The organism is Marinomonas sp. FW-1, assembly GCF_005222245.1.
Taxonomy (GTDB): domain Bacteria; phylum Pseudomonadota; class Gammaproteobacteria; order Pseudomonadales; family Marinomonadaceae; genus Marinomonas; species Marinomonas alcarazii.
The window spans coordinates 1,401,370-1,425,150 of record NZ_CP025987.1 but is presented as its reverse complement, the minus strand read 5'-3'; the positions used below and the strand labels follow the sequence as shown (position 1 = coordinate 1,425,150).

The 23,781-nt window shown below is 42.7% G+C and carries 25 protein-coding genes; 4 read left to right on the top strand and 21 right to left on the bottom strand.

Going from position 1 to position 23,781, the window contains the following annotated elements; all coding sequences use genetic code 11:
• Window positions 1-34: 34 nt before the first annotated feature.
• The 5 genes from C1X04_RS06675 to C1X04_RS06655 all read right to left on the bottom strand — a co-directional run bounded on the left by C1X04_RS06675 (window position 35) and on the right by C1X04_RS06655 (window position 4,382).
• Window positions 35-1,996, bottom strand: a complete 1,962-nt coding sequence (locus C1X04_RS06675) for an EAL domain-containing protein (protein ID WP_110571748.1) — start codon at window positions 1,994-1,996, stop codon at window positions 35-37.
• A gap of 10 nt (window positions 1,997-2,006) precedes the next feature.
• Window positions 2,007-2,636: a transglutaminase-like cysteine peptidase gene (locus C1X04_RS06670; protein WP_245926925.1), complete on the bottom strand. Its 630-nt coding sequence runs from the start codon at window positions 2,634-2,636 to the stop codon at window positions 2,007-2,009.
• A gap of 67 nt (window positions 2,637-2,703) precedes the next feature.
• A complete protein-coding gene (locus tag C1X04_RS06665; protein ID WP_217495002.1) occupies window positions 2,704-2,997 on the bottom strand; it encodes a DUF1244 domain-containing protein in 294 nt (97 codons plus the stop codon).
• A 35-nt stretch (window positions 2,998-3,032) separates the two neighbouring features.
• A complete protein-coding gene (locus C1X04_RS06660; protein WP_137169494.1) occupies window positions 3,033-3,632 on the bottom strand; it encodes a tRNA-uridine aminocarboxypropyltransferase in 600 nt (199 codons plus the stop codon).
• A gap of 24 nt (window positions 3,633-3,656) precedes the next feature.
• Entirely contained in the window at window positions 3,657-4,382 is a 726-nt protein-coding gene (locus tag C1X04_RS06655) for a pyridoxine 5'-phosphate synthase (protein ID WP_110571745.1), read from the bottom strand.
• 146 nt (window positions 4,383-4,528) lie between these two features.
• On the opposite strand from C1X04_RS06655, the gene C1X04_RS06650 reads away from it, so the two are divergent.
• The 3 genes from C1X04_RS06650 to C1X04_RS06640 all read left to right on the top strand — a co-directional run bounded on the left by C1X04_RS06650 (window position 4,529) and on the right by C1X04_RS06640 (window position 6,274).
• A complete protein-coding gene (locus tag C1X04_RS06650) occupies window positions 4,529-5,203 on the top strand; it encodes a DNA-3-methyladenine glycosylase I (RefSeq protein WP_137169493.1) in 675 nt (224 codons plus the stop codon).
• A 43-nt stretch (window positions 5,204-5,246) separates the two neighbouring features.
• Window positions 5,247-5,888: a DsbA family protein gene (locus tag C1X04_RS06645; RefSeq protein WP_110571743.1), complete on the top strand. Its 642-nt coding sequence runs from the start codon at window positions 5,247-5,249 to the stop codon at window positions 5,886-5,888.
• A gap of 191 nt (window positions 5,889-6,079) precedes the next feature.
• Window positions 6,080-6,274 (top strand): bacterioferritin-associated ferredoxin, encoded by a 195-nt coding sequence (locus tag C1X04_RS06640; protein WP_110571742.1) that lies wholly within the window; start codon window positions 6,080-6,082, stop codon window positions 6,272-6,274.
• Between the two features lie 15 nt (window positions 6,275-6,289).
• On the opposite strand, the gene bfr (C1X04_RS06635) is transcribed toward C1X04_RS06640, so the two are convergent.
• The 3 genes from bfr (C1X04_RS06635) to parC form a co-directional block, all read right to left on the bottom strand.
• Window positions 6,290-6,754: a bacterioferritin gene (bfr, locus tag C1X04_RS06635; protein ID WP_110571741.1), complete on the bottom strand. Its 465-nt coding sequence runs from the start codon at window positions 6,752-6,754 to the stop codon at window positions 6,290-6,292.
• A gap of 11 nt (window positions 6,755-6,765) precedes the next feature.
• Window positions 6,766-7,239, bottom strand: coding sequence for a bacterioferritin (gene bfr / locus C1X04_RS06630; RefSeq protein ID WP_110571740.1), 474 nt, complete (start codon window positions 7,237-7,239; stop codon window positions 6,766-6,768).
• 119 nt (window positions 7,240-7,358) lie between these two features.
• On the bottom strand, window positions 7,359-9,656 hold the full coding sequence (gene parC, locus C1X04_RS06625; protein ID WP_110571739.1) for a DNA topoisomerase IV subunit A: 2,298 nt from the start codon (window positions 9,654-9,656) through the stop codon (window positions 7,359-7,361).
• A gap of 185 nt (window positions 9,657-9,841) precedes the next feature.
• Here parC and C1X04_RS06620 point away from each other — a divergent pair, with 185 nt between their 5' ends.
• Window positions 9,842-10,564 carry a hypothetical protein gene (locus C1X04_RS06620; protein ID WP_137169492.1) on the top strand — a complete coding sequence of 241 codons (723 nt, stop codon included), beginning with the start codon at window positions 9,842-9,844 and terminating at the stop codon, window positions 10,562-10,564.
• A gap of 26 nt (window positions 10,565-10,590) precedes the next feature.
• On the opposite strand, the gene C1X04_RS06615 is transcribed toward C1X04_RS06620, so the two are convergent.
• From C1X04_RS06615 to rsfS, 13 genes are all read right to left on the bottom strand, one after another.
• Window positions 10,591-11,478 (bottom strand): GNAT family N-acetyltransferase, encoded by an 888-nt coding sequence (locus tag C1X04_RS06615; RefSeq protein WP_137169491.1) that lies wholly within the window; start codon window positions 11,476-11,478, stop codon window positions 10,591-10,593.
• Window positions 11,479-11,801: 323 nt separating this feature from the next.
• Entirely contained in the window at window positions 11,802-12,680 is an 879-nt protein-coding gene (gene aguB / locus C1X04_RS06610; protein WP_110571736.1) for an N-carbamoylputrescine amidase, read from the bottom strand.
• A 48-nt stretch (window positions 12,681-12,728) separates the two neighbouring features.
• Window positions 12,729-14,630, bottom strand: a complete 1,902-nt coding sequence (gene speA, locus C1X04_RS06605; protein WP_137169490.1) for a biosynthetic arginine decarboxylase — start codon at window positions 14,628-14,630, stop codon at window positions 12,729-12,731.
• Between the two features lie 156 nt (window positions 14,631-14,786).
• Window positions 14,787-15,746: a lipoyl synthase gene (lipA, locus tag C1X04_RS06600; protein WP_110571734.1), complete on the bottom strand. Its 960-nt coding sequence runs from the start codon at window positions 15,744-15,746 to the stop codon at window positions 14,787-14,789.
• A gap of 1 nt (window position 15,747) precedes the next feature.
• Window positions 15,748-16,392: a lipoyl(octanoyl) transferase LipB gene (gene lipB / locus C1X04_RS06595; RefSeq protein ID WP_110571733.1), complete on the bottom strand. Its 645-nt coding sequence runs from the start codon at window positions 16,390-16,392 to the stop codon at window positions 15,748-15,750.
• A complete protein-coding gene (locus C1X04_RS06590; protein WP_110571732.1) occupies window positions 16,393-16,695 on the bottom strand; it encodes a YbeD family protein in 303 nt (100 codons plus the stop codon). It abuts the gene before it with no gap.
• Between the two features lie 28 nt (window positions 16,696-16,723).
• A complete protein-coding gene (locus tag C1X04_RS06585; protein WP_137169489.1) occupies window positions 16,724-17,872 on the bottom strand; it encodes a D-alanyl-D-alanine carboxypeptidase family protein in 1,149 nt (382 codons plus the stop codon).
• A gap of 81 nt (window positions 17,873-17,953) precedes the next feature.
• Window positions 17,954-18,889, bottom strand: coding sequence for a septal ring lytic transglycosylase RlpA family protein (locus C1X04_RS06580; protein ID WP_137169488.1), 936 nt, complete (start codon window positions 18,887-18,889; stop codon window positions 17,954-17,956).
• Window positions 18,876-19,931 carry a lytic murein transglycosylase B gene (gene mltB / locus C1X04_RS06575; RefSeq protein WP_110571729.1) on the bottom strand — a complete coding sequence of 352 codons (1,056 nt, stop codon included), beginning with the start codon at window positions 19,929-19,931 and terminating at the stop codon, window positions 18,876-18,878. The genes C1X04_RS06580 and mltB overlap by 14 nt, the downstream gene beginning before the upstream one ends.
• Window positions 19,931-21,052, bottom strand: a complete 1,122-nt coding sequence (gene rodA / locus C1X04_RS06570; protein ID WP_110571728.1) for a rod shape-determining protein RodA — start codon at window positions 21,050-21,052, stop codon at window positions 19,931-19,933. Before rodA ends, mltB begins: the two co-directional genes overlap by 1 nt.
• Window positions 21,042-22,925 (bottom strand): penicillin-binding protein 2, encoded by a 1,884-nt coding sequence (mrdA, locus tag C1X04_RS06565; protein ID WP_137169487.1) that lies wholly within the window; start codon window positions 22,923-22,925, stop codon window positions 21,042-21,044. Before mrdA ends, rodA begins: the two co-directional genes overlap by 11 nt.
• Window positions 22,926-22,935: 10 nt before the next feature.
• Window positions 22,936-23,403, bottom strand: coding sequence for a 23S rRNA (pseudouridine(1915)-N(3))-methyltransferase RlmH (rlmH, locus tag C1X04_RS06560; protein ID WP_110571726.1), 468 nt, complete (start codon window positions 23,401-23,403; stop codon window positions 22,936-22,938).
• A gap of 11 nt (window positions 23,404-23,414) precedes the next feature.
• On the bottom strand, window positions 23,415-23,768 hold the full coding sequence (rsfS, locus tag C1X04_RS06555) for a ribosome silencing factor (RefSeq protein WP_110571725.1): 354 nt from the start codon (window positions 23,766-23,768) through the stop codon (window positions 23,415-23,417).
• Between the last annotated feature and the right edge of the window lie 13 nt (window positions 23,769-23,781).

The window sequence follows — 23,781 nt, the reverse complement described above, 5'->3', positions numbered from 1 at the left end:
CCACCTTCTTAAAAGACCGCACAAGCAAGCTGCATTACATGTCTTGCGAGCGCCCAATATAGAAGCCTTGAGCCCCCGTTACATCAAATCGTTTCAATGCTATTAACTGTCTTTCATTCTCCACACCCGTTGCGATCACTTCAATATTTAAGCTATTGAACATCTTACAAAGAGTATGCATAAAGAAAGACTCAGATTCCTTACCCGCTGCCATACGCGTATAAGACGAATCGACTTTCACATAATCTGGCATTAGCGTTTGTAGATATTGGAAAGCTGAGAACTGCTTACCGACATTATCAATACCGAACACTACATGATGTTTTTTCAGTATTTGAGCCAACACGTTGGCTTGGGCTTCCTCTAACAAAACGCTTTGTTCAGATATCTCAAACATTAACTTACTTTTAATATCCGTACTTAATGAACCAAGAGTGCTGTCTAACCAATCAATAAATGACGCTTTAGTGACGGATGACATTGACACATTTACCGTAAGCGGTGCGGCTAAGCTTCTGGATTTAATATAGTTAATAACCTGAGAAATAATGACTTTGTCTATTTTTTCACCCAAATCAAACTGTTCAGCCAAGCCAATAAAATACCCTGCATGATATTCCTTTCCACCATGCTCCAAGCCCATAAACACTTCTTCATGGGAGGTGACGAAAACATCGTCTGATGACGAGTCTAACATCACCACCTTCTGTTTTTTCAGCTTGAATGATTGACGCTTGATGGTTAACTCTAAAACGTCTTTCCAATCTGTCCTGCTCAAAGATAATTTCTGACCCGCATTGAAATCCAACACTTTAGTCATGTTGGCACCCGCTCGCTTCGCTTCACGTAAGGCACTGTCTGCTTGAGACATAACCGCAGCACGATCAACCTGCCCATCAAAGGTAATTGCCCCAATATTTGCGACATGACTGGAATAACTAATACTGGCCACATTTAACTCCAGTAAGTTTGCCATAATATCTTCGACTATTTGCTTAAGCTCGCTATGGTCAACGTTTGGAATCAAGACCACAAAATCTGCGCCCGACAAACGCGCAAGCGTGCAAAATGACGAAATAGTGGCAACTTTTTTGGACAATACATCTGCTGCGGATTGAATAAACAAGTCTGCAGATTCATAGCCTCGTTCGTTATTCAATTTTGCCAAATCGGCCAAACTCACAAAAATAAGACCATCAATCCCACGCTCTCTTCCGACAAAATGAGATTTAATCTGGCTTTCAAAGAAGTTACGATTCCCCAATCCACTGACAGGGTCTTTAAAGGCTTTCGCTTGTAGCCATTGCGCCGTTTCCACCTCGGAGGCAAATTCTTTCTCTAACTTTTCAGCCATCCGGTTCATGGATAAAACAACGGATTTTAATTCTCGGGTTTTAGGAACGTTCGTCATTTTCATAAAGCGGCGTTGCTGTATCGCTTCAGCCTGTTTTTCCAGCTCAACCAAGGGGCGGAACAAATAGCGTAAGGCAAAGCTTCCCACAAGTAGTGTTACTGCGCCGATGACAAAGAATGAGATCAGTAAATCTCGTGTCGCTAACCAGAGCTGATAATAGCCATAACCCGCACTACCGGTAACATACACTTGACCAAGCTCACTCCAGCCATTTGATATCACGGCTTTGGCAACAGGTACTTTAAAATCAATCAGTTGAATAAACCAATTTGGCACGCCATCTATCTTTGTTTCATTCGAGCGAACAATGTCTTGCTCTGTGTTATAAACATGGATGCGTACTTCAGAGAAATACCCACTATCAAATACTGCATTGATGCTACTTTCTACCGAGGCATAATCTTCCAAAGCCATAAAATCTGAAACAGACATGCTAAGAGACGTCGCAGAATCTTGTGTTGTCGATGCCAACTGCCCGATCAAATAGCCTTTTGTCGTGTTAAAATTGATGCCCATTACGACAGCAAGCATCAATGAAAAAATGGCGATAATTGTTATCATTAATTGGCGGAACAGGGTCATCCACGTTCTCCTAGTTTTTCATCGTATTGAAACGATTATTTAAATCTGTCCACAAGCTCAACCTAGATGAGCCACCTACCAAGACACCGCGCCCTTTTTCTTTGGATAGCCACATGTTCTCTGCGTTAAATGAGTAAATAGGCAAGAGGTCATTGCGTTGTATCGCGGGTTTTAATTCTTTATCTAGATTATCAAGCAAGACAGGAACAGAGGTTGGCTTATGGTAATACGCCAATACCATGTGATGTTGATTAAGTTTCAATGATTTTACATACACAAGTCGTAGCTTATCATCAGGCACACCAAGCTCTCTTAGAGTGAAATATTTAGCAATAGTAAAGTCTTCGCAGTCCCCTGCTTGCATTCCTAAAAATTCAATTGGTGTTGCCCAATAATCTTCTTTACCCCATAGAGTCATGTCATCAACAAACTCCATCTGGTTAAAGAAGTTATTCACCACTGTCAATTGCTCCACAATTGGTAAGGATTGAGATTCTCCTATCAACTTGCGCCATGCAAGTATGCGCTTCTCTGCACTGGCACCATAAACAGTTGCCGCTTCTTTAGCCAGTGTTCGATATTTGTCCGATACGTCAGCATAGAGCCACAAGCCCGGCAAAAAGCACACGACAAGGAGCACACACAAACATCGTCTGCTGTGCCCCATAAGTAAAAAAAACGATTGAAATCGTTTTTTCACAGAAAAATTACTTATCAGATATCGACTTTGCATTAAACGCAGCTAACTGTTCTGCTGTCGCTTCCGGCTGATACTTCGCTTTCCAAGTATCATATGGTTCGCCGTAGACGAATTCGCGCGCTTCATCATAGTCCATATCAATGCCTTGCTGCTTAGCTTCAGCCATGTACCATTTGCTTAAACAATTACGACAAAATCCCGCTAAATTCATCAAATCGATATTTTGCACAGATTTATTGTCATCAAGATGCTTCAAAAGACGACGTAATACAGCCGCTTCAATTTCCGTTTGTTTGCTCATAATAATCTCAAGTCTTCTCTTAAAAAGGTTAACAATTAATCAAGATGCCTATGGTGCTTAGGTTGTTGACGCCACTGCCATTCTTGCGCAACCAGCATAAAATCTCTCAATGGTTGCATATTCTCTCCTGCAACCTGCTCTATCGCATAAGCACATGCTTCTAAAGTAGAAAGCGATGTCATATTAGGCGACTTACGAATCGCGTATTGCCCCTTCGGGGACTGTGCAAAACTAACGGCATCAAATTCTCCCAACATAGGCTCGGTAAAAAACACTTTTTTGGCTTTTCGCCAAGTAGCATCGAGCAAGATAAGCCCTTCTATTTCCGCATTCGAATCCGCATCCATAGACTCTATAGAAACCGCATTGTCTGCAGGAAACACCAAGCGCCATTTAGCTGGGTTTAATTGCCCTAGTCTGCTTACCAACTCATCTCGATTGGCTGTCGAAATACACTCAACCGACGTTAAACTTAAAGACAATAACGACACAGTATTTTTCGCATGCTGTGCTTCTTTAGGGTCTTGTAGTATTAAGATTTTCAAGCGAGTAGACAACTTGGGAACCCACTTGCAAACACATTGACCCGCTAAAAAACCACAAGAATCACAGCGTGCTCTTTTTGCACTTGGCATTTACTGGCCTCTTATCACTAAACGTTATGCCAGTTTGGCGAGATAAGCCTTCACCACGTTATCCCAGCCCATATCTAATGCTTCAACAGTTAAAGCATGACCAATCGATACTTCCGTGATGCGCCCTGGCTCACATAACGCCTGAACATTATTCAAGTCTAGATCATGACCCGCATTCACGTCTAAACCAGCGTCTATAGCCGCTTGCGCTGCTTGCTGATACGCTTCAAGAACATCTTCAAATCCTTCTTTGCCATAAGCATTCGCATAGGCTTCGGTATAAAGCTCCACACGATCCGCTCCCACCTCTTTTGCCAATGCCATATTCTCAGCATCAGGATCCATAAACAAAACAACTCTGATTCCCTTTGCCTTCAGTTTAGCAATAACTGGGCGTAAAGCATCTTGATCACGAGCTATATTCCACCCATGATCTGACGTCAATTGATTTGGATCATCAGGCACCAAGGTGCATTGGTCTGGTTCTACCTCTAAGACCACATCTAAAAATTGAGCATCTGGAAAACCTTCAACATTTAGCTCTGCACCGGGAAAACGCTTTAATAGCGCTTTTAAATCATGAGCATCTTGATAAGTTGCATGGCGCTGATCTGGTCGTGGGTGGATGGTAATACCAAAAGCGCCAAGCTCTAATGTACGCTCAGCCATCGCTATTAAATTTGGGTAATCTCTGCCACGAGAATTTCGAAGTAAACCAATTTTATTCAAATTAACGCTTAAGTGTGTCATTCAACTTCTCTCGATTGGGTCATTTAATGGCATTATAAGACAAACACCTAGCGTCAATCACTAAAATACCAAACAAGATATTGGTTGCGCCCATTATATAGAGCAAGGCTTATGATAAACTGGCCGCCACAAAAAAGGAGTCCATGATGAAATACGAACTCTTCCAGTCCATTTATGATCGAGCCGCTCTTCGACATGGTGGTAAAAAACATCTTGAAGCCATGCTTTCTAGACCACTAAGCCCAACACAACTCAGCCAGCACACAGACGATAGATGGCTTGCGGCCTTCTCTCAAAAAGTCTTTCAGTCTGGCATTAATTGGCAGGTTGTTCGCAACAAATGGCCCGGTTTTGAAACGGTTTTCTTCGGTTTCGACATCGAAAAAATGCTACTAATCCATGATGAAATGTGGGAAGAAAAAGCCAAAGACGTGCGTATCATTCGCAACTTCGGCAAAGTCATGACAATTCGTGAAAACGCCTTAATGATTAGTGAATGCCAAGCTAGCCATGGTTCTTTTTCAAACTTTGTTGCGCAATGGCCGGATGACAACATTATAGGCTTGTGGGCCTATTTGAAAAAACATGGCGCTCGCCTTGGCGGCAATACCGGCCCTTACACACTAAGAGCCATGGGGAAAGATACTTTTATGCTAACCAAGGATGTTGAGGGTTACCTGCGCCAGCATGAGATTATCACCACGGGCAGAGACACTCAGTCAGCATGGAAAGCCGCACAAGCTGCGTTTAACCATTGGCATAACGAGAGCGGACGTTCTTATACCGAAATAAGCCAGTGCATTGCACTGAGCGTTAATTAAACATTTTATACATTCAGTAATTTATTATTTGTTAGGAGAATACATGGCCGATCTACGAATCGATATTATTTCAGATCTGGTTTGCCCTTGGTGCTACTTAGGCTACTCACGTCTTAAACAAGCGATTGAGCAGCTGGGAGACGATTACCGTATCGACATTCGCTGGCAGCCATTTGAGCTACATCCTGATATGCCACTAGAAGGGGCAGATCGAGAAACTTACCTAGGTGAGCGGTTCGGTAGCCCAGAGAAGCTAAATGAAGCGACACATGCTATTCAACAAGTGGGGATAGAAGCAGGAATTCAATTCAATTTTTCTGAAAAAGATCGCATTCCCAATACCAAGCTCAGCCATCAATTTGTACTGGCTGCCACTAAGTCTGGGCTAGCGACGCCTTTTGTGTTGGCTGTATTCCATGCCTACTTCACTGATGGAAAGGACATTGGGTCAAAAGTCATTCTTGAAGAAGTCGCCGCAAGCATCGGTATGCAGAAAGCTGACATGGATTATGCACTGAGCCCTGAAGCTCAGCAGCTGACCGAAAGAAAACTAAAGCACTTACGTGACTTAGATATAAACTCCGTACCGACCTATGTTATCAATGACAAATACATGGTTCATGGTGCCCACGACCCTGAAGCATTTCTGAAAGTGCTAACGGACATAGCAGAAAAAGAGCAGTAAACACCCTCTTCGATCCCATCCTTTTGCTGATAAGACCTAAGCTAATTCACGGTCTTATCAGTAAGCCTTACCAACAGCCCCTATAAAAAACTATCAAATATTTAAAATAGATTAATATTTATCTATTGATAATCATTAACATTAAAAATAGAATCGCAAGATCAGAATATTAGTGAGAGTGATTTTCATTTATGTATGTTTGTATTTGTAACAAAGTATCAGACAGAGAGATCAAAGCGTCCATTCAAGAAGGGGCGACAACCATGCGTGAACTCTACAAAGAACACAATATCGGTAGCCAGTGCGGCAAATGTTGCCAGTGCGCAAAAAAGCTACTGAACAGTGAGTTGATCAAGATTGCCGACACCCAAGTTCAAGTAGCTTAATGGCAAAGAACTAAATTACATTTGTGATTGCAGGTAGTTTTCAATACCAGAAGTTGCAATCAAATGCTGTTGAGTTTCGAGCCAATCTATCTGCTCTTCTTGCTCTTCTAATATCTTTTCTAAGGCATCACGGCTCATAAAGTCTTTTTTCTGCTCACAAAGATCAATTGCCGCTTTAAGCGTTGGCAAGGTATCCAATTCGAATTCCAAGTTAGCCGCAATCATCTCTTCGCTATTTTCACCAATGCGCAGACGTCCAAGATCTTGTAAATTAGGCAAACCTTCCAAGAACAAAACACGCTCAATCAAACGATCCGCATTTTTCATTTTTTGGATAGAGGTTTTATAATCCGCCTTGTCCAGAGCACTAAAGCCGAAGTCTTTAAACATGCGAGCATGAAGAAAATACTGGTTGATACCAACCAATTCATTGGCCAAAACTTTGTTTAGATTAGCAACTACGTCACGATCCCCTTTCATAGCATCACTCCTTAGTTACCCATCTGTGACTGGTAATAGTTCTGCATACCAATTTTGTCCATTAGACCAAGCTGTTTTTCCAACCAATAAACATGGTCTTCTTCAGTATCAAACAACAACTTCTCTAGCGTTTCACGTGTTTGATAATCCCCTTCTGATTCACATACAGCAATGGCCTCTCTCACACAGCTAACCACTTCAAGTTCAAGGGTCAGGTCATTACTCATCATCGAACGAACATCAGAGCCAATCAACAAATCACGACGTTTCGTCATGCATGGCACACCTTCTAAGAACAAGATGCGTTTGATAAGCCAATCAGAATGCTGAGTTTCCTCTTCCATCTCGTGATTAAGGCGCTCATAAAGTTTATCTAAGCCCCAATCTTCGTACATGCGAGAGTGAATGAAATATTGGTCAATCGCGGCCAATTCGTTCGCTAACAAGGTATTCAAGCTATCAATTACTTTTTTACTGCCTTTCATATTCTTTTCCTCTTATCGTAAGCAAGTCCATTTTTGTAATGGGCACAAAATGTAAAACTTGGTTCAAAAATGGAGAGTCTAGAATTCAATTCTAGACTCTCGCCTTAGTTTGTCTAAGATTAAAATAAATCTTGGCTAGGCGGCTCATCGGTTTTAGCCACCTTTCCTTCTCCCACCTTCACTTCAAGACTGTCAATTCTTTGAAGCCCTCTTGGTAGCTTAAGTCCTCTGCGGCCGCGCTCACCAAGGTATTCTTCCAAATCTTTTTCTGTGAAGGAAATAAAACGTTTCCCAGCATAAGCCGTTAAAAGATCATTGGGTTGTACGCAAGCTAAGGCAACCACCAGCTCTTCTCTATCCGCAGCACGGGCACTTGGAATGCTAAGCATCTTGTTGCCTTTGCCTTTAGCCATCTGAGGCAACGAAGCCACATCAAATGCCAGCATACGTCCTTCATTTGAAATCGCAACAACACGACCTGACGAAGGATCCTGCACAGGCACAGGTGCAAGTACTTGCGCCCCTTTCGGTAAGGACAATGTTGCTTTACCTGCTTTGTTTTTCGCATACAAATCTTTAAGCTGAGCAACAAAACCATAACCGGCATCGCTTGCGATCAAGTAATAAGCGTCTTCACTATCAAGCACCATCGAAACAATCGTCGCGTCTTTTTCCAACGTAATACGACCTGTTATCGGCTCTCCTTGGCCTCGGGCAGATGGTAAGGTGTGAGCCTTAATCGAATACGTACGTCCATTAGAAGCCACTAGCACGAGCATTTGGTTCGAACGCCCTTTTGTGCTGGCTAGGAACCCATCGCCCGATTTATAGCTCAAACCATTAACATCAATATCATGGCCTTTGGCGGCACGAATCCATCCTTGCTTAGAAATCACCACAGTAATAGGATCATTCGATAGCAAATCTTCTTCGCTAAAGGCTTGCGCTTCTTTACGAGCCACAATCGGAGTACGGCGCTCATCACCAAAAGCATCAACCGCTTCTTGAATCTCGTCCGAAATCAATTTCTTTAACTTACGGTCAGAAGACAGTAGACCTTCGAGCTGCTTACGCTCTTTCTCTAGCTCATCTTGCTCACCCTTGATACGCATTTCTTCAAGCCTAGCAAGGTGACGCAATTTCAATTCTAAAATCGACTCAGCTTGCGCATCACTTAAGCCAAAACGCGACATCAGCTCTACTTTCGGCTTTTCTTCCGTACGAATGATTTCGATTACTTCATCAATATTTAAATAAGCAATCAACAAGCCTTCTAAAATATGCAAACGGCTATTAACTTTGTCTAGTCGGAATTGCAAACGACGACGAACGACATCAATACGGAAACGCAACCATTCAGATAAGAAATTCTTCAACGGTTTCACTTGAGGTAAACCGTCAAGACCAATCACATTCATGTTGGTACGGTAAGATTTCTCTAAATCTGTTGTTGCAAAAAGGTGCGTCATGACCGAATCAATATCAACGCGATTTGACTTAGGCACTATCACCAATCGAGTCGCATTTTCATGATCTGATTCGTCACGTAAATCAACCACCATCGGCAATTTCTTCGCTTGCATTTGCGCCGCAATTTGCTCTAACACCTTGCTACCAGACACCTGATGAGGGAGCTCGTTAACAACAATTTCGCCATCCTCGACTGTAAAGCGAGCTCTGGCTTTAATTTGCCCCTTGCCAGTCTCATAAAGCTTAGCGATATCGCTTCTAGGCGTGATAATTTCACCGCCTGTCGGGAAATCTGGGCCTTGAACAAAATTAAGGAGGTCTTCTAATTCTGCATTTGGATTATTCAATAAATGAATGCAGGCTTCGCCGATTTCACGCAAGTTATGTGGTGGAATATCGGTTGCCATACCAACTGCAATACCCGTTGTACCATTGAGCAATAAATTGGGTAAACGCGATGGTAAAACCGATGGCTCTTGTAGCGTTCCATCAAAGTTCGGAACCCAATCCACGGTTCCTTGGCTCACTTCTTTAAGCAAGACATCCGCGTATTTCGACAATCGAGATTCAGTGTAACGCATGGCTGCGAAAGACTTTGGATCGTCCGGCGCTCCCCAGTTACCTTGACCGTCCACTAATGGATAACGATACGAGAAAGGTTGCGCCATCAGCACCATAGCTTCATAACATGCGCTGTCACCATGAGGGTGAAACTTACCCAGTACGTCACCCACAGTACGAGCGGATTTTTTGTATTTCGCACTGGCTTTTAGACCAAGTTCACTCATCGCGTAAATGATGCGACGCTGAACCGGTTTCAACCCATCACCGATGTGTGGCAATGCTCGGTCTAAAATCACGTACATAGAGTAATTTAAGTACGCTTTTTCTGTGTAGTCTTTTAATGAAAGGGTTTCATTCGACTCAAAATTTGACAACTCACTCAAGGAAACTTTCCTTCTACAATCGTTTGAATGTGTAAATTATCGACACATACGGATTTCATAAACTAATATGGGAACAACTATAAAGAAACATCCCAATACACTGCAACACTCTGCGTAAGATTATCATGGAAAGGCCTGTATTCTCGTGTTTCAATACGGTCAATTATCAAATAAGGTAACGGTTAGTGAATGCGACAGTCCAAAATACAAGCAATCCCCTAGACTACAGTCTTGGCGAGACCAGCAAACGTATTATTGTGCACCAGCAAGATGACCTTTTGATTATTCACGATCACCTTTTTCAAGATGTGACGCCCACCCGCTTTTATCACGACCAAGCAGATACATTCTTGTTTATCATTAAAGGCGAAGCTTACTTGCAACAGTATGCACCAAACAATGTTCAAACCATCGTTGAAGAAATCACCTTGAAAACACACCAAGGAATTTGGCTCAATGCAGACACAATCAACTCTGTCACGTTACTCACCCCCAGAGTCGAATGTTGCTTAATTAGGCTGTCAAATTCAATGAATTCACAGCCAACCCAACCGTTCACGAAAATATCGTCAGGAACCGTTGAGTCGCAATTAGGAAGGAATCAGATCAGAATATGGCCTCTGTGGGAAACAGAGATCGGACGAATTTCACTAGAATTGTATCCTGCGAAATACAAGGAAACACTCTACTACCACAAAACAACGACGCAGTATTTTTTACCACTTGGCGGCTCTACTCTTCTACTAAGCAAATCAAAAACACCTACGGCTTGCCCCAGTATAGGAAAAGTCATTCCACCTAAAGAAGCCGTGGCCATCTTAAACCCAGGAAATCAAAACAGTATTGTCCTATCGGTCATGACCAAGCATTACAACCAAGGGCGCGTTCACCTTCTAACACGAAGCTAGTATAGTAAACTTTGAACGATATACGGTTATCGCAACACGAGTGCGGTTAAAATATGGTCTTCCCACTTACCATTAATCTTCAAGTAGTCTCTTGCCACGCCTTCTTTATCGAAACCTAGCTTCTTCAGCACCGCAGCACTTCGAACATTTCTTGGCATGTAACTCGCTTGTATACGATCAATATGTAACTCTTTAGAAAGATACTCTAATCCCGCGGTTAAAGCTTCATGCATGATCCCTTTGCCTTGCTCGCTTTCTCGGATGCTGTAGCCTAAATTACAAGCTTGAAAAACGCCGCGGATAATATTGGAATAATTAGTATAAGCAAGCATTTTGTCTTCGCTTGGAGACAAAAAGCAGAACACAACGCCCCTGTCCTCAAGAAAATCACGACGCATTTCGCGTATGCGTAATGCACAAGTCTCAAGTGAATAATAGCCTTCACTTCGAAGAGGCTCCCACTGAGCTAGAAAGTCTTTTTCCTGATTAATATAGTCATACAAGAGCGGCGCTTGGCTTTCGTCCAATATTCTTAACACTCCGCGCTCTGTGACAATACGAGGAAAGCGTGAGGCATACAAATCATGATTAGAGTATTTAAACGACATATCCTTCATCACTTCAAACAGCTTTAACGAGTATTCTTCATACCAACAATTTTCACCAATGGTTAAAAGTCTACGCTGTAAATCATTATTTAACCAAGCCTCAGCCTCTGGCTTGCTTGACCAATAAGTGATGAATACATCCGTCTCACCTGAGGAATACTCAGCATCAAGATAACCTGGTTGCTCTTTCACCAGCTCAAGCATTTTTTCAACCATAATTCGGTAGGTCAAATCATCCGACATCAGTTTACTAGAAAGCGAAACACCATAGTAAGGCACTTTATTTGGGGAACTAAATACGCTCATAGACTCTCTAACCTGAAAGATAGATAAATCATAAATGTGTAAACATGAATTATATACACACTTATTGGTAATCTCCGACTATAGTTATTACCTAGGTTTGGACAGATCTATACTGACGCAGTAATACTTTTTATTAAAACTTAGCGATACGCTTTGTGCTGCCGTCATGGGTACTTAGTAATACCCTTTACACTATTATTTTTAAACTCTTATAGGCTTCATAAAGCCTGGTGTAAATAGATCTTCCCTGTTGGTATCCCCCTTTATATCAGTAGGGATAAGGAAAGCTTTTGTGCCCGCTGTGAAGCGGGCACTTTTTTTGGCTATTTATCCCAAGTCACACCAGCACCCGAAGTGATCGCTTGATATTGATCAGGACGTCGGTCACGGAATAGTCCAAATGAACGTCGTGCTTGGCGTATCGCATCTAAATCGTAATCAGAATACAAAATAGTACTTTCATCACGCCCCGCCACACACTTCATCGCTCCCATTTCATCGGTCATAAAAGAAGAACCATAAAACTGGATAAAACTATTCTCACCCTCTTCTCGGCCAACACGGTTCGCTGCAATCACTGGCACCATATTCGCAGCGGAATGCCCCTGCATAGTTCTTTGCCAATGATCTTTTGAGTCCCACTCAGGATAAGGAGGCTCGGAACCAATTGCCGTAGGGTAAAAAATCAGTTCAGCCCCTTTCAAAGCTAATTCACGAGCCAATTCTGGAAACCACTGATCCCAACAAATTCCACAACCAATACGACCGAACTTTGTATCCCATACTTTCACACCGGTATTGCCTGGAGTGAAATAGTATTTTTCTTGGTAACCTGGGCCATCCGGAATATGAGTTTTGCGATACAAATCCATCACATCACCATTGGCGTCGATCATCACCAAAGAGTTATAAAATACATTACCATCACGCTCAAAGAAGCTGATAGGCAAAACGACCCCCAACTCCTTCGCAAGCTTACTCATTGTTTGGATCGCCAAGCAATCATTTACAGGTTGCGCCCAATCAAAATACTCTGGTTTTTGATCAATGCAAAAATACGGTCCCATAAACAATTCTTGCAACAGAACAATATTTGCCTGATTTGCTGCGGCCTCTCTTACTTGCGCAACCGCGTTATCTAAATTCGCTTGAAAATCTGTACTAATTGCCATTTGAACGCAGGCTACTTTTACAGTACTCATACTCTACTACCTCCAAAATATCGTGTGTCATCAGCAAAAAGGCTTAGTTTATACCTGAGTCAAATAGGTTGTGCCTTCTAGTACTTTTTTATAAGTAGCCATTAGTTTCACCTGCTCTTCCTGACTAAGCGAGCTTGCTGCTACTTTCTCTTGGTAACGCTTAATTAATTCATTCTCATCATAACTGACAAACTTCAGCACATCCTGAACACTGTCGCCTTTTAGTACATGATCAATTCTAAAACCATCATCCGTTAAATACACATCCACTGAACAGGTATCGCCAAATAAATTATGCAGATCCCCTAAGGTTTCCTGATACGCTCCGACTAAGAAAAAGCCCATCAAATAATCTTCACCTTTTGGTGGCGGTGGCGGCAATGGTAAAGACGATTCAATCCCCTGACCGTCTACATAGCTATATAAACAACCATCAGAATCACAAGTAACGTCTTGAATCTTACCTCTAAAAGAAGGCGCTTGATCCAAGCCCTGCAAAGGCAACACAGGGAATAATTGATCAATCCCCCAAGCATCTGGCATGGATTGAAACACAGACAAATTCACAAACAATTTTTCAGCTAAACGTTCATTCAGCTCATCAATAACAGGACGATGACCTCTGTTACGATTATCTAAACGAGGTAATAAATTACGGCACGCAGATAAAAAGAGGTTTTCGGCTTGCGCTCTTTGGGCAAGGTTAAGCTGGCCGTGGTTATATAAGGTCAAACTATCGTTAAAGTCATCCAGCAAGTCATGATAAATCTCAACCAGAGAGCGACCCTCATCCTGCTGTTCTTTCAAGCTCTGATAAGATGCCCAAAGTCGTTGCAGTTCCAACTCACATTCTTCGCCTGGTTCTTCAATTGGCAAAAGCTCTGCGCCATGCGAAAAGACATCAGCAATCATCATCGCATGATGCGCCGTTACTGCACGACCAGACTCAGAGATCAAATGTGGATGCGGAAGCTCGTATTGTTCACACACATTATGGAAAGCAAAAACAACATTGTTAGCGTATTCACCAATACTGTAGTTTGCAGAAAAGTCATTCTGACTGCGAGTACCTTCGTAATCGACACCCAATCCGCCACCAACATCAACCCACTTGATTTTGACATCCATTTGATGCAGTTCAGCATAATAACGAGCGCATTCTTTCAAACTGTTTTGAATGTCTCGAATACGAGTAATTTGCGAGCCTAAATGAAAATGGATTAACTCAAGGCAATGCAACAAACCCAACTCACGCAAACGGTCAATTGCGCGCAACAACTGAGATGTGGTTAGACCAAATTTCGATTTCTCACCACCACTATTGCCCCAGTGCGTAGTACAGGTTGACGCAAGGCGAATACGAATACCGATACGTGGCTGAACACCAATCTTCTCCGCTTCCTCTAGAATCCAATCTAGCTCATGCATTTTCTCAACAACGATGAAGACCTGATGGCCCATTTTCTCAGCCATCAAGGCAAGATGAATAAACTCACGGTCTTTGTAGCCATTACACACAATAATGCCGTCAGCATTTTTATGCATAGCAAGTACTGCCATAAGCTCAGGTTTACTACCTGCTTCCAAGCCTACCGTAGATAAATTATCAGGTTGGCAAGCAGCAATTTCTTCAACTACTCGGCGCTGCTGGTTTACTTTAATTGGATAAACTATGGCGTATTTTGCTTGGTAGTCGTAGTAGTCTATCGCCTGCTGAAACGAGTTAGTTATTTTCTCAATGCGCGAATGCAAAATATTAGGAAATCGAACAAGGCATGGATATGGAATCCCCTGTTGTTTAAGCGCCGCGGAAAGCTCAGTCAAATCGATACTATTTTCTCTATCCGGTAAAGCAATCACTCGACCTTTATCATTGATTGAAAAAAAGTCACTGCTCCAATGACTTACATTATACAGTTCCATCGAATCTTTGATTGACCAAGGCTTCATATCATCTCCAAATTTCTATGTAACTAAACATTAGCCCTCATTCGAATGAGGTACACTTAGTGAAGCACAGACAAATATTTTAGGTGTAATTAAAATAAAAAAAAGCGGCGCTAAGATATACACCTTAGCTCCGCTTTATTCTAACGAAAGAACAAACTAAGACACTCTTTCGCCATGTGCTTGTTTATCCGCATGGTAAGAAGAACGCACCAAAGGACCGCATGCTGCATGCTTAAAGCCTAACTCTTTTGCTACTTCTTCATAACGAGCAAATTCTTCAGGCGGTACAAAGCGTGCCATTGGGAAATGATGTTTAGATGGCTGCAAATACTGCCCAATCGTCAACATATCCACGTTATGCGCGCGCAAGTCTTTTAGTACCTCAACGATCTCTTCAAAGGTCTCACCCATACCAACCATCAAGCCAGATTTAGTTGGCACATCAGGGCAGCGATCTTTAAAGTTTTTCAAAAGATCCAGTGACCACTGATAGTCAGAACCAGGTCTAACTTGACGATACAAACGTGGGATAGACTCTAGATTGTGGTTAAACACATCCGGCGGTGCAATTGAAAGCGTATCAATAGCCACCTCCATGCGACCACGGAAGTCAGGAACCAAAGTTTCAATTTCAATGTTCGGACTTTCTGCACGCGTCTCTCGAATACAATCAACAAAATGCTGAGCACCACCATCACGAAGATCATCACGGTCCACAGAGGTAATAACCACATATTTAAGTTTCATGTCGCGAATGGCGGCAGCCAATTCTTTTGGCTCATCTGCACTAAGAGGATTAGGACGACCGTGAGCCACATCGCAGAAAGGACAGCGACGCGTACAGATCTCACCCATAATCATAAAAGTAGCAGTACCATTACTAAAGCACTCACCCAAATTTGGGCAATTAGCTTCTTCACAAACAGAAGCCAGTTTGTGCTCTCGCAACGTTGCTTTAATACGAGCAATCTCAGGAGAAGCAGGCATACGGACACGAAGCCAATCTGGCTTACGAGGTATTTCTTCTGTTGGAACAATTTTCACGGGAATACGCGCCATTTTATCGGCACCGCGTAATTTTTCCCCTTGGACAACGCGTTTGCGTTCAGCTGTCATTCTAATTCCACCCTTGTTGGATAGCCGGATAACTGTATCCGAGTTGTTCAGCCAGCTGATTCGCCAACTGAACTTTTACATTCGATAAATTACTGTCTTTATTAAGACGTTTCATATCAACCATCTGCAAGCCTTGATAGCCACAAGGGTTAATACGATTAAATGGGGTAAGATCCATATCAACATTCAAAGCTAAGCCATGAAATGAACAGCCTCTGCGCACACGCAATCCCAACGAGGCTATTTTTTGCTCATCCACATAAACCCCAGGAGCATCGGGTTTTGGGTAAGCGTCAATGGCATTCTGTGCCAAAGTACCTACCACAGCGTTTTCTAGTACGCTGACCAGATCTCGAACACCAATTCCAAGACGCTTCAGATCCACTAAAACATAAGCAACCAGCTGGCCAGGCCCATGATACGTGACCTGACCACCACGGTCGACTTGAATAACGGGAATATCGCCAGGAGCCAAAAGATGCTCTTCTTTCCCAGCTTGTCCTTGTGTAAATAAAGCTGGGTGTTCAAGCAGCCAAATTTCATCAGCATCGTCTTTTGTCCGATGCTGAGTAAATTCTTTCATTCGCTCCCATGTGTCAGCGTAATCAATCACGCCTAAATCACGGCAAATTAAATTTAGCTGCATTTACATGACCATTTTAACGGCTTCAATCGACATTAAGTCACGATGCAAAGCCGATAATTGATCTTCACTATGAGCAACAATACGAAAACTAAAGCTAACAAAGCGCCCTTTACTAGAGCGATTAATGTTCTCTGCTTCCGCCATTTCTGGTGCATGCACCAACAAGCATTCCTTGATTTCTTGATGGATACCATCGGCATCAATTGAAACTACTTTGATAACGTAGTTTTCACAAGGAAACTCAATTTTAGGTGCATCTACAGCATTTTGTGCCTGATCACCATCTTTCGTAATTAGTGCCATTTCTAGTTTACCATTCGCCTATAAGGCCTTAAAACAAGTTCATAAAGAAGAGTTTGATTTTATCAAAGATTCGCTTGAAGAAACCACCTTCTTCTACCGCCTCTAGTGCCACCACTTGACGCTCTAGTAGTACGTTATTTTCTGAACCAACTACGATTTTCCCTAACACATCACCAACAGCAATAGGCGCTACGATTTCTTTTTGCATATCCAATGTAGCTTGAATAGAGTCGCCTTGTTGACGAGGCATAGTTACTAGGACATCTTCAGAGAAACCAACTTTAACATTTGGCTGACTACCGCCCCATACTCGAGCATTGTTCACAACTTGGCCGCGACTATAAAGCTTACGAGTTTCATAGTATCTAAAACCATAGTCCAATAGTTTTTGAGCTTCAGCAGCGCGAGCCGCATCCGATTTGGTTCCCATAACCACTGTAATTAGGCGCGTACCATTACGCACTGCAGATGCGGCCAAACAATAGCCAGCGGCCTCTGTATGACCTGTTTTCAGACCATCAACTGTTTTATCTCTCCACAACAAACGGTTACGGTTTGGTTGGCGGATATTGTTGTATGTAAACTCTTTTTCAGCATACATTTTGTAATTTTCAGGAAACTGCAGAATAGTTGCACGAGATAATTTCGCTATGTCGTGTGCACTAGAATAATGATCTTCAGCAGGAAACCCGGTCGAGTTAACAAAATGTGAATTGGTCATTCCTAGTAGCTGAGCATGCTGATTCATTAAATCGGCAAATGCGGACTCGCTTCCAGCTACGTATTCGGCAGCAGCAACGCTAGCATCATTACCAGACTGAATAATAATACCGCGCATCAAGTTTTCTAAGCTAACCTGCGTACCTTCACGAATGAACATACGAGAACCTTCCATCCTCCATGCTTTTTCGCTAATCGTCACTTTATCTTCTAAAGATAAATTTCCACGAGCAAGTTCGTACTCAACAATATAAGCCGTCATTAATTTAGTCAGACTCGCTGGTGGCAAAGCTTCATCAGCATTATGCTCGACTAAAACATCTCCGGTATAGGCATCCATCAAAATATAGCTAGAAGCTGATAATTGCGGAGGGGTCGGGATCAATGACGGAGCCGCAAAAATGGAGCCACTTACGAAACAAAATACGAGGGATAGGGTAACTAGGAGTTTTTTCATACTCAAAAAAGTCGTCTTCTAAAAAATGTGAATAAATAATACTAGAGCATTAAACGAATCTCTAGCCCAAACAAATCGTGCCTACGGCACTAAAGCCACCCTAACCGGGTTGCCAAAGCCCTCTTGCTGGAGCTTACTTTGCCATTCAAGTAGTTTATCTGCGCTTTCAAAAGGACCAACAAAAACCTTATACAAACCATCGCTTTGCTTATTAACAACCACTTTAACACTGGTATCAAATGCTTCAAAAAGTCGACGTTTTAGTTGGTCTGCTGACTCTTCTGAACTAAAGGCTCCCATTTGTAAATGAGAGAACCTTAACTCAGCTTCAGGACTTGGGTTTTCAACCGGCGGAGTAGCCAAAGCCTTATCAGGCAAGGCTTTCAGTGGTGGAACAGGTGTACTCACCGCTGTCTCCGATGGACGATAACTCTGCCCTTTAGCTGGCGTTATCGCTTCAATTCTCACCCGTGCCAACCCCTTCTTATGATAATCAAGGCGAGCCGCTGCTGCATAAGAAAGATCGATTAATCGGTCTCCATGAAATGGCCCCCGATCATTGACACGAACAATCACTGAACGCTGATTATCAAGGTTGGTTACCTTGAGGTAAGTCGGCAATGGCAAGGATTTGTGTGCCGCTGAGAACGCGTACATGTCATATGTTTCCCCATTTGAGGTTTTATGACCATGGAACTTCTTTCCATACCAAGAAGCCGTCCCCTCTGCCACATAGCCTTGAGCAGAGTCCATCACCCAATACTTTTTGCCCCAAACTTCGTAAGGGCTTTTATTGCCACCACGACTCTTTTCTTCCCATTTCGGTACCAAGTCTGGCAAATGATCTACTTTTATATCACCTGTAGGGGCATGGTCTTGCAAAATCGAATAACGCCCGCCCCCAGACGCTTTTTCATAATCTATTTCATCTTTACCTAAAACATGACGCGTGCTCATACAACCACTTAATACCAGCGAACTAAGGCTGGCAATAAATAGTAGATTAATAGCTCTCATAGCTTCCTATCATCTCCGCAAGCTCAAGTACTGACATGGCATACCGCCTACTTGGGTTATAGTCCATGATGGTAAAAAAGTTCTCGTAGGCAAGCCAATAGGAAACCTCTTCAGCTCCTGTTCTCAAACCAATCAATCCTGTCTTTTTAGGAATAAAGGATTGTGCTGGCAGTACATTAAGTGCCGACCATTCTGTCATTTCAGAACTCGGCGCTCTACCACGATTAACAAAATCTACCACCTTTTCTGGTTCTGCAACGTAGGCCATAACAAACCAAGGCTCTCTCGCCTTCCAACCATGGTGTTTAAGGTAGTTAGCAACACTACCAATGGCATCGGCTTCGGATCCCCATAAGTCAATATGGCCATTCTGGTCATAATCTACTGCCAGCTTTTGATAATTGCTTGGCATAAACTGTACCATCCCCATTGCACCACTATATGACCCTTTTGTGTCGCCAATGTTCCAACCTTCTTGGCGAACTAATAATAAATATGCTTCCAGCTCACTTTGGAAATAATCTTTTCGCCTAGGATAATCAAACGCGAGTGTCGTTAGTGATGTAAAAACGTCCCTTGAGCCAGTTATACGCCCGTAATAGGTTTCAACACCGATTAACGCAACAATGATACTAGGCTCAACACCAAACTCTTGCTGAGCCTTACGTAGCCATTTCTCATTACGTTTAGCAAACTCACGTCCGGCTTTTGCTCTATCTTCGTTTACAAAGCGAGTTTTATATTCATAGTAAGGAGTAATAACTTCGGGTTGGTTGTCGGATTTTTCAATGACCTTAGGACGCACTTTTATATGAGAAAAGGCCAGCTCTAGGCGATTTCTGTCATAGTTGTGCTCTTTTACTAACTTGTTAATAAAGCGCTGAACTTCAGGATAACCTGCATAAGACTCCGCCCATTCCTCAGGCATATCCTCAAGCAGTGAATTACTGACCCCTGAATCAGCGGGTAAGGTTGAGTGATCCATACTACTGCACGCAGTCAGACCAAGCGCTAAAAATACAAATGCAGCTTGCTTAATCATCATCTTGCTCTTTTATGTGTTTGTATTGACATTAAAATCCCAAAGGTCGCCATGATGGTAATAATAGAGGTTCCACCATAACTAACGAGTGGTAAGGGTACCCCAACCACAGGCAGAATACCTGACACCATGCCAATATTTACAAACATATACACAAAAAAGGTAAGCGTTAAACTACCCGCTAATAAACGCGCATAATTATCTTCCGCTGTGGCAGAGATATACAAACCTCGTGCTATAACCAATAGATACGCCAGTATCAACACACCGCAGCCCAGCATGCCAAACTCTTCGGCGAGTACAGCGATAATAAAATCTGTATGACTTTCAGGCAGAAAATCTAACTGGGCCTGCGTTCCTTCCAGAAAACCTTTGCCATATAGACCGCCAGAACCAATCGCCGTTTTAGATTGGATAATATTCCAGCCAGAACCCAATGGGTCGCTTTCTGGATTTAAAAACGTCAATACGCGCTGGCGCTGATAATCATGCATGAATTGCCATAATGTGTACCCTGCAATAGGCGCTAATGCCGCAGCACCTAAAATATAACGCCAACCTAATCCCGCGAGAAACAGAACGAAAATGCCTGACACGGCCACCAACAACGAGGTTCCTAAGTCCGGCTGCTTAGCGATAAGTAACACTGGGGTGGCAATCAGAGCAAGCACAATCACTATTTGCTTAAAACTAGGAGGAAGTTGCTTGTCAGAAAAATACCAAGCAATCATCATGGGCATAACAATCTTCATAATTTCGGAAGGCTGAAAACGTAAACCACCAGGTAACGCCAACCAACGCTGAGCGCCTTTTGCCCCCACCCCAAAAAGCAACACACAAATGAGAAGAACAGCAAGGAAAATAAACAAAGCTGGCGAAGCACGCCGCATATATTTAGGAGGGAGTTGTGCCAAGACCAAACACACTAAAAGCCCCACAGCCAAACGAAACACCTGTCGTTCGACCATTGCAACATCCTGACCAGAAGCAGAATAAAGAATAAAAAGACCGCCCGATATTAACAACAATAGCGAGGCCATCAGCAGAATATCAATGTGCACCAGCTTCCATAAGTGGGCATTAGTAAAAGACAAGGCTCTACGATAAACACTATCCCTCATTCTTATTACCTTTTAAATAGTCATATCGCTCAGGGTAGTCATCATAAAGATAGGCATCAAACAACGCCTTACTTAAATCAGCAGGCTTAGAGCTACTACCACCGTTCTCAAAAATTGCAAAAATAGAAATCTTAGGGTTTTTAGCGGGAGCAAAACCAATAAATAAAGCATGATCGTGCAACCTTTTTTCTAAGCTATCTGCATCATACTCTTGGTCTTCTTGTAAGCTAAACACCTGTCCAGTACCTGTTTTACCTGCAATGTCGTATTTCGTTCCTTGCAAACGTCTAGCCGTACCATGGGAGTCGGTGATTACTTTACGCATAGCATCAACCATTCGCTCCCAGTTACGCTGATCTTTCAACACTATATCGTGCTCGTCACCGCGGCCGTCTTCAAAAACAGCGGGCTCATCACCAATCGTGTTTGCCATACGTGGATAAAAATAATGCCCCCTGCTTGCGAGTGCAGATGTAGCGGAGGCTATTTGCACCGGTGTTGCCACCATAAACCCCTGCCCTATACCAACGTTTACTGAGTCACCTGGGTACCAAGGCTCTTTATACTTAGCTTTTTTCCACTCATTTGAAGGCAACAGACCATCACTTTGACCATTTAAATCCAGTAAATTACTCTGACCAAAACCAAAGCGGGTTAAGAAATTATGGATCGGAGTAATTCCCATCTTATTCGCCAATTGATAATAATAGGTATCAACCGACTCTATAATAGAGCGTTCTAAATCAATCCAACCATGACCGGTTCGCTTCCAATCTCGGTAACGTCGACCATCTGGGTTAATTTGGTAATAGCCTTTTGCGAAATAACGCTCAGTCCAAGAGGAAAAACCATACTCAAGACCAGCAAGAGCCATAAACGGTTTAATCGTTGATGCTGGGGGATAGCCACCGCGTAACGCTCGGTTAAATAAAGGCAGCTTTTTTGATTGGCGAAGAATTTTGTAATCGTCGTAGGATATACCGCGGACAAACAAGTTAGGATCATAACCAGGTTTTGAAACCAAGGCTAAAACACCACCCGTTGTTGGATCTATTGCTACAACCGATCCAGTGTAATTACCCAAAAGATCATAAGCATACTGTTGAAGCCTTGCATCTAAAAATAAATGCAGATCTTTTCCTGGGGTTGGATTTTGTCTATCCAGCTCAGACATGATGCGGCCGCGCGCATTAACTTCTACTTTACTAAGACCAGCCTCACCAAAGAGCGTTTTTTCGTAGAAACCTTCAACGCCAGTTTTACCAATAAATAAAGCGCCTTGGTAAGCTTGCTTATCAACCGTTTCTAAATCTTTCGATGTAATACGGCCCACGTAACCAATCGCATGAGCAAACGCCTCTCCATACGGATAGTAACGGGTTAATTGTGCCTCTACTTGAACACCATCAAGCTTATAAAGATCAACGGCTACTTTCGCCCACTCTTCATCGGTCAGTTGAGATTTTAGTGTTAAGGATTGATAAGGACGCCGGTATTCTTTAAGTCTTTCATCAAAATCCTCCCATTCAGCATCGCTGATTTCAATAATGCCAGAGAGCATTTTTTTCAACTTGGCGAAGTCTTCTACTCGTTCAGGAATAATAGTTAAACTGTGAATCGGCGTATTGTCCGCCAGAATTAAGCCATTACGATCATAAATCAAACCACGAGGTGGAGGTTGAGTAACCAACATCACCCGATTATCATCCGCTTTTGTCTGATAAAGGTCATGTTCTATCACTTGTAAATAGAACAGCCTGGCCATCAATACCATAGCCAGTATCAATACAAATAACGCAGCAGCAATCAAACGATGTTGAGTCAAACGCTGCTCTTGACGATAGTTTCGGAAGTTCTGATGTCGACGGCTCACCTGACCACCTTTACCTGTGATATGGGTGATTATTCATTAGCGTCCAAGCACGATAGATCTGCTCTGCTAAGATAATTCTCACCATAGGATGGGGTAACGTTAAACGAGACAAAGACCAAACCTGATCCGCTCGTGCTGTACATCTTGGGTCGAGACCATCAGGGCCACCCACCAACAAGCTAACATTGTAGCCATCCATACGCCACTGCTCTGTTTGGTCTGCAAGCTGCTCTGTAGACCATTCTTTACCAAGGACTTCCATTGCGATGACCTTGTCGCCAGAAGGAATTGCCTCAAGCATGGCATCCCCTTCTTTTCGAATCGCCTTAGCTATATCCGTATTTTTCCCACGTGGCGACATTGGGATTTCAACAAGCTCTAGCGCAAAGTCTTTTGGAAGACGCTTTGCATACTCATCATAACCTTCCGTCACCCACTTCGGCATTTTACTACCAACAGCAATTAAACGAACACGCATTACAAAAAGCCTTAGAGTTGTTCTGGTTTAATATCCCACAGTTTTTCAAGGTCATAAAACGCTCGAGCTTCTTCCGTCATCACATGAACAACCACATCATGTAAATCCACCAAAACCCAATCACTGCCCATGCCACGACCTTCCGAACCCAATGGCTGAAGACCCTGACCTTTTAAATGTTCAAATACATTTTGACCCAAAGCATTCACGTGACGCTTTGAAGTACCAGTACAAATAACCATGTAGTCCATCATATCTGTATGATTTCCTACGTTTAGCACTGTAATTTTATCACCCTTAACATCTTCCAATGCTTCAACAGCAAAAGCTAAAATTTGATCTGCTGTGAGATTAAGTTGACTCATATGTTTACGTTAT

Coding starts and splice junctions, on each gene's coding strand:
- bfr (WP_110571740.1), bottom strand. CDS start 7,239: ATGAAAGGCAGTAAAAAAGTAATTGATAGCTTGAATACCTTGTTAGCG.
- speA (WP_137169490.1), bottom strand. CDS start 14,630: ATGAAGCCTTGGTCAATCAAAGATTCGATGGAACTGTATAATGTAAGT.
- C1X04_RS06585 (WP_137169489.1), bottom strand. CDS start 17,872: ATGAAAAAACTCCTAGTTACCCTATCCCTCGTATTTTGTTTCGTAAGT.
- C1X04_RS06580 (WP_137169488.1), bottom strand. CDS start 18,889: ATGAGAGCTATTAATCTACTATTTATTGCCAGCCTTAGTTCGCTGGTA.
- bfr (WP_110571741.1), bottom strand. CDS start 6,754: ATGAAAGGGGATCGTGACGTAGTTGCTAATCTAAACAAAGTTTTGGCC.
- aguB (WP_110571736.1), bottom strand. CDS start 12,680: ATGAGTACTGTAAAAGTAGCCTGCGTTCAAATGGCAATTAGTACAGAT.
- C1X04_RS06675 (WP_110571748.1), bottom strand. CDS start 1,996: ATGACCCTGTTCCGCCAATTAATGATAACAATTATCGCCATTTTTTCA.
- lipA (WP_110571734.1), bottom strand. CDS start 15,746: ATGACAGCTGAACGCAAACGCGTTGTCCAAGGGGAAAAATTACGCGGT.
- rlmH (WP_110571726.1), bottom strand. CDS start 23,403: ATGCGTGTTCGTTTAATTGCTGTTGGTAGTAAAATGCCGAAGTGGGTG.
- C1X04_RS06615 (WP_137169491.1), bottom strand. CDS start 11,478: ATGAGCGTATTTAGTTCCCCAAATAAAGTGCCTTACTATGGTGTTTCG.
- C1X04_RS06655 (WP_110571745.1), bottom strand. CDS start 4,382: ATGACACACTTAAGCGTTAATTTGAATAAAATTGGTTTACTTCGAAAT.
- C1X04_RS06650 (WP_137169493.1), top strand. CDS start 4,529: ATGAAATACGAACTCTTCCAGTCCATTTATGATCGAGCCGCTCTTCGA.
- rodA (WP_110571728.1), bottom strand. CDS start 21,052: ATGAGGGATAGTGTTTATCGTAGAGCCTTGTCTTTTACTAATGCCCAC.
- lipB (WP_110571733.1), bottom strand. CDS start 16,392: ATGCAGCTAAATTTAATTTGCCGTGATTTAGGCGTGATTGATTACGCT.
- C1X04_RS06645 (WP_110571743.1), top strand. CDS start 5,247: ATGGCCGATCTACGAATCGATATTATTTCAGATCTGGTTTGCCCTTGG.
- C1X04_RS06660 (WP_137169494.1), bottom strand. CDS start 3,632: ATGCCAAGTGCAAAAAGAGCACGCTGTGATTCTTGTGGTTTTTTAGCG.
- C1X04_RS06590 (WP_110571732.1), bottom strand. CDS start 16,695: ATGGCACTAATTACGAAAGATGGTGATCAGGCACAAAATGCTGTAGAT.
- rsfS (WP_110571725.1), bottom strand. CDS start 23,768: ATGAGTCAACTTAATCTCACAGCAGATCAAATTTTAGCTTTTGCTGTT.
- C1X04_RS06665 (WP_217495002.1), bottom strand. CDS start 2,997: ATGAGCAAACAAACGGAAATTGAAGCGGCTGTATTACGTCGTCTTTTG.
- C1X04_RS06640 (WP_110571742.1), top strand. CDS start 6,080: ATGTATGTTTGTATTTGTAACAAAGTATCAGACAGAGAGATCAAAGCG.
- mltB (WP_110571729.1), bottom strand. CDS start 19,931: ATGATTAAGCAAGCTGCATTTGTATTTTTAGCGCTTGGTCTGACTGCG.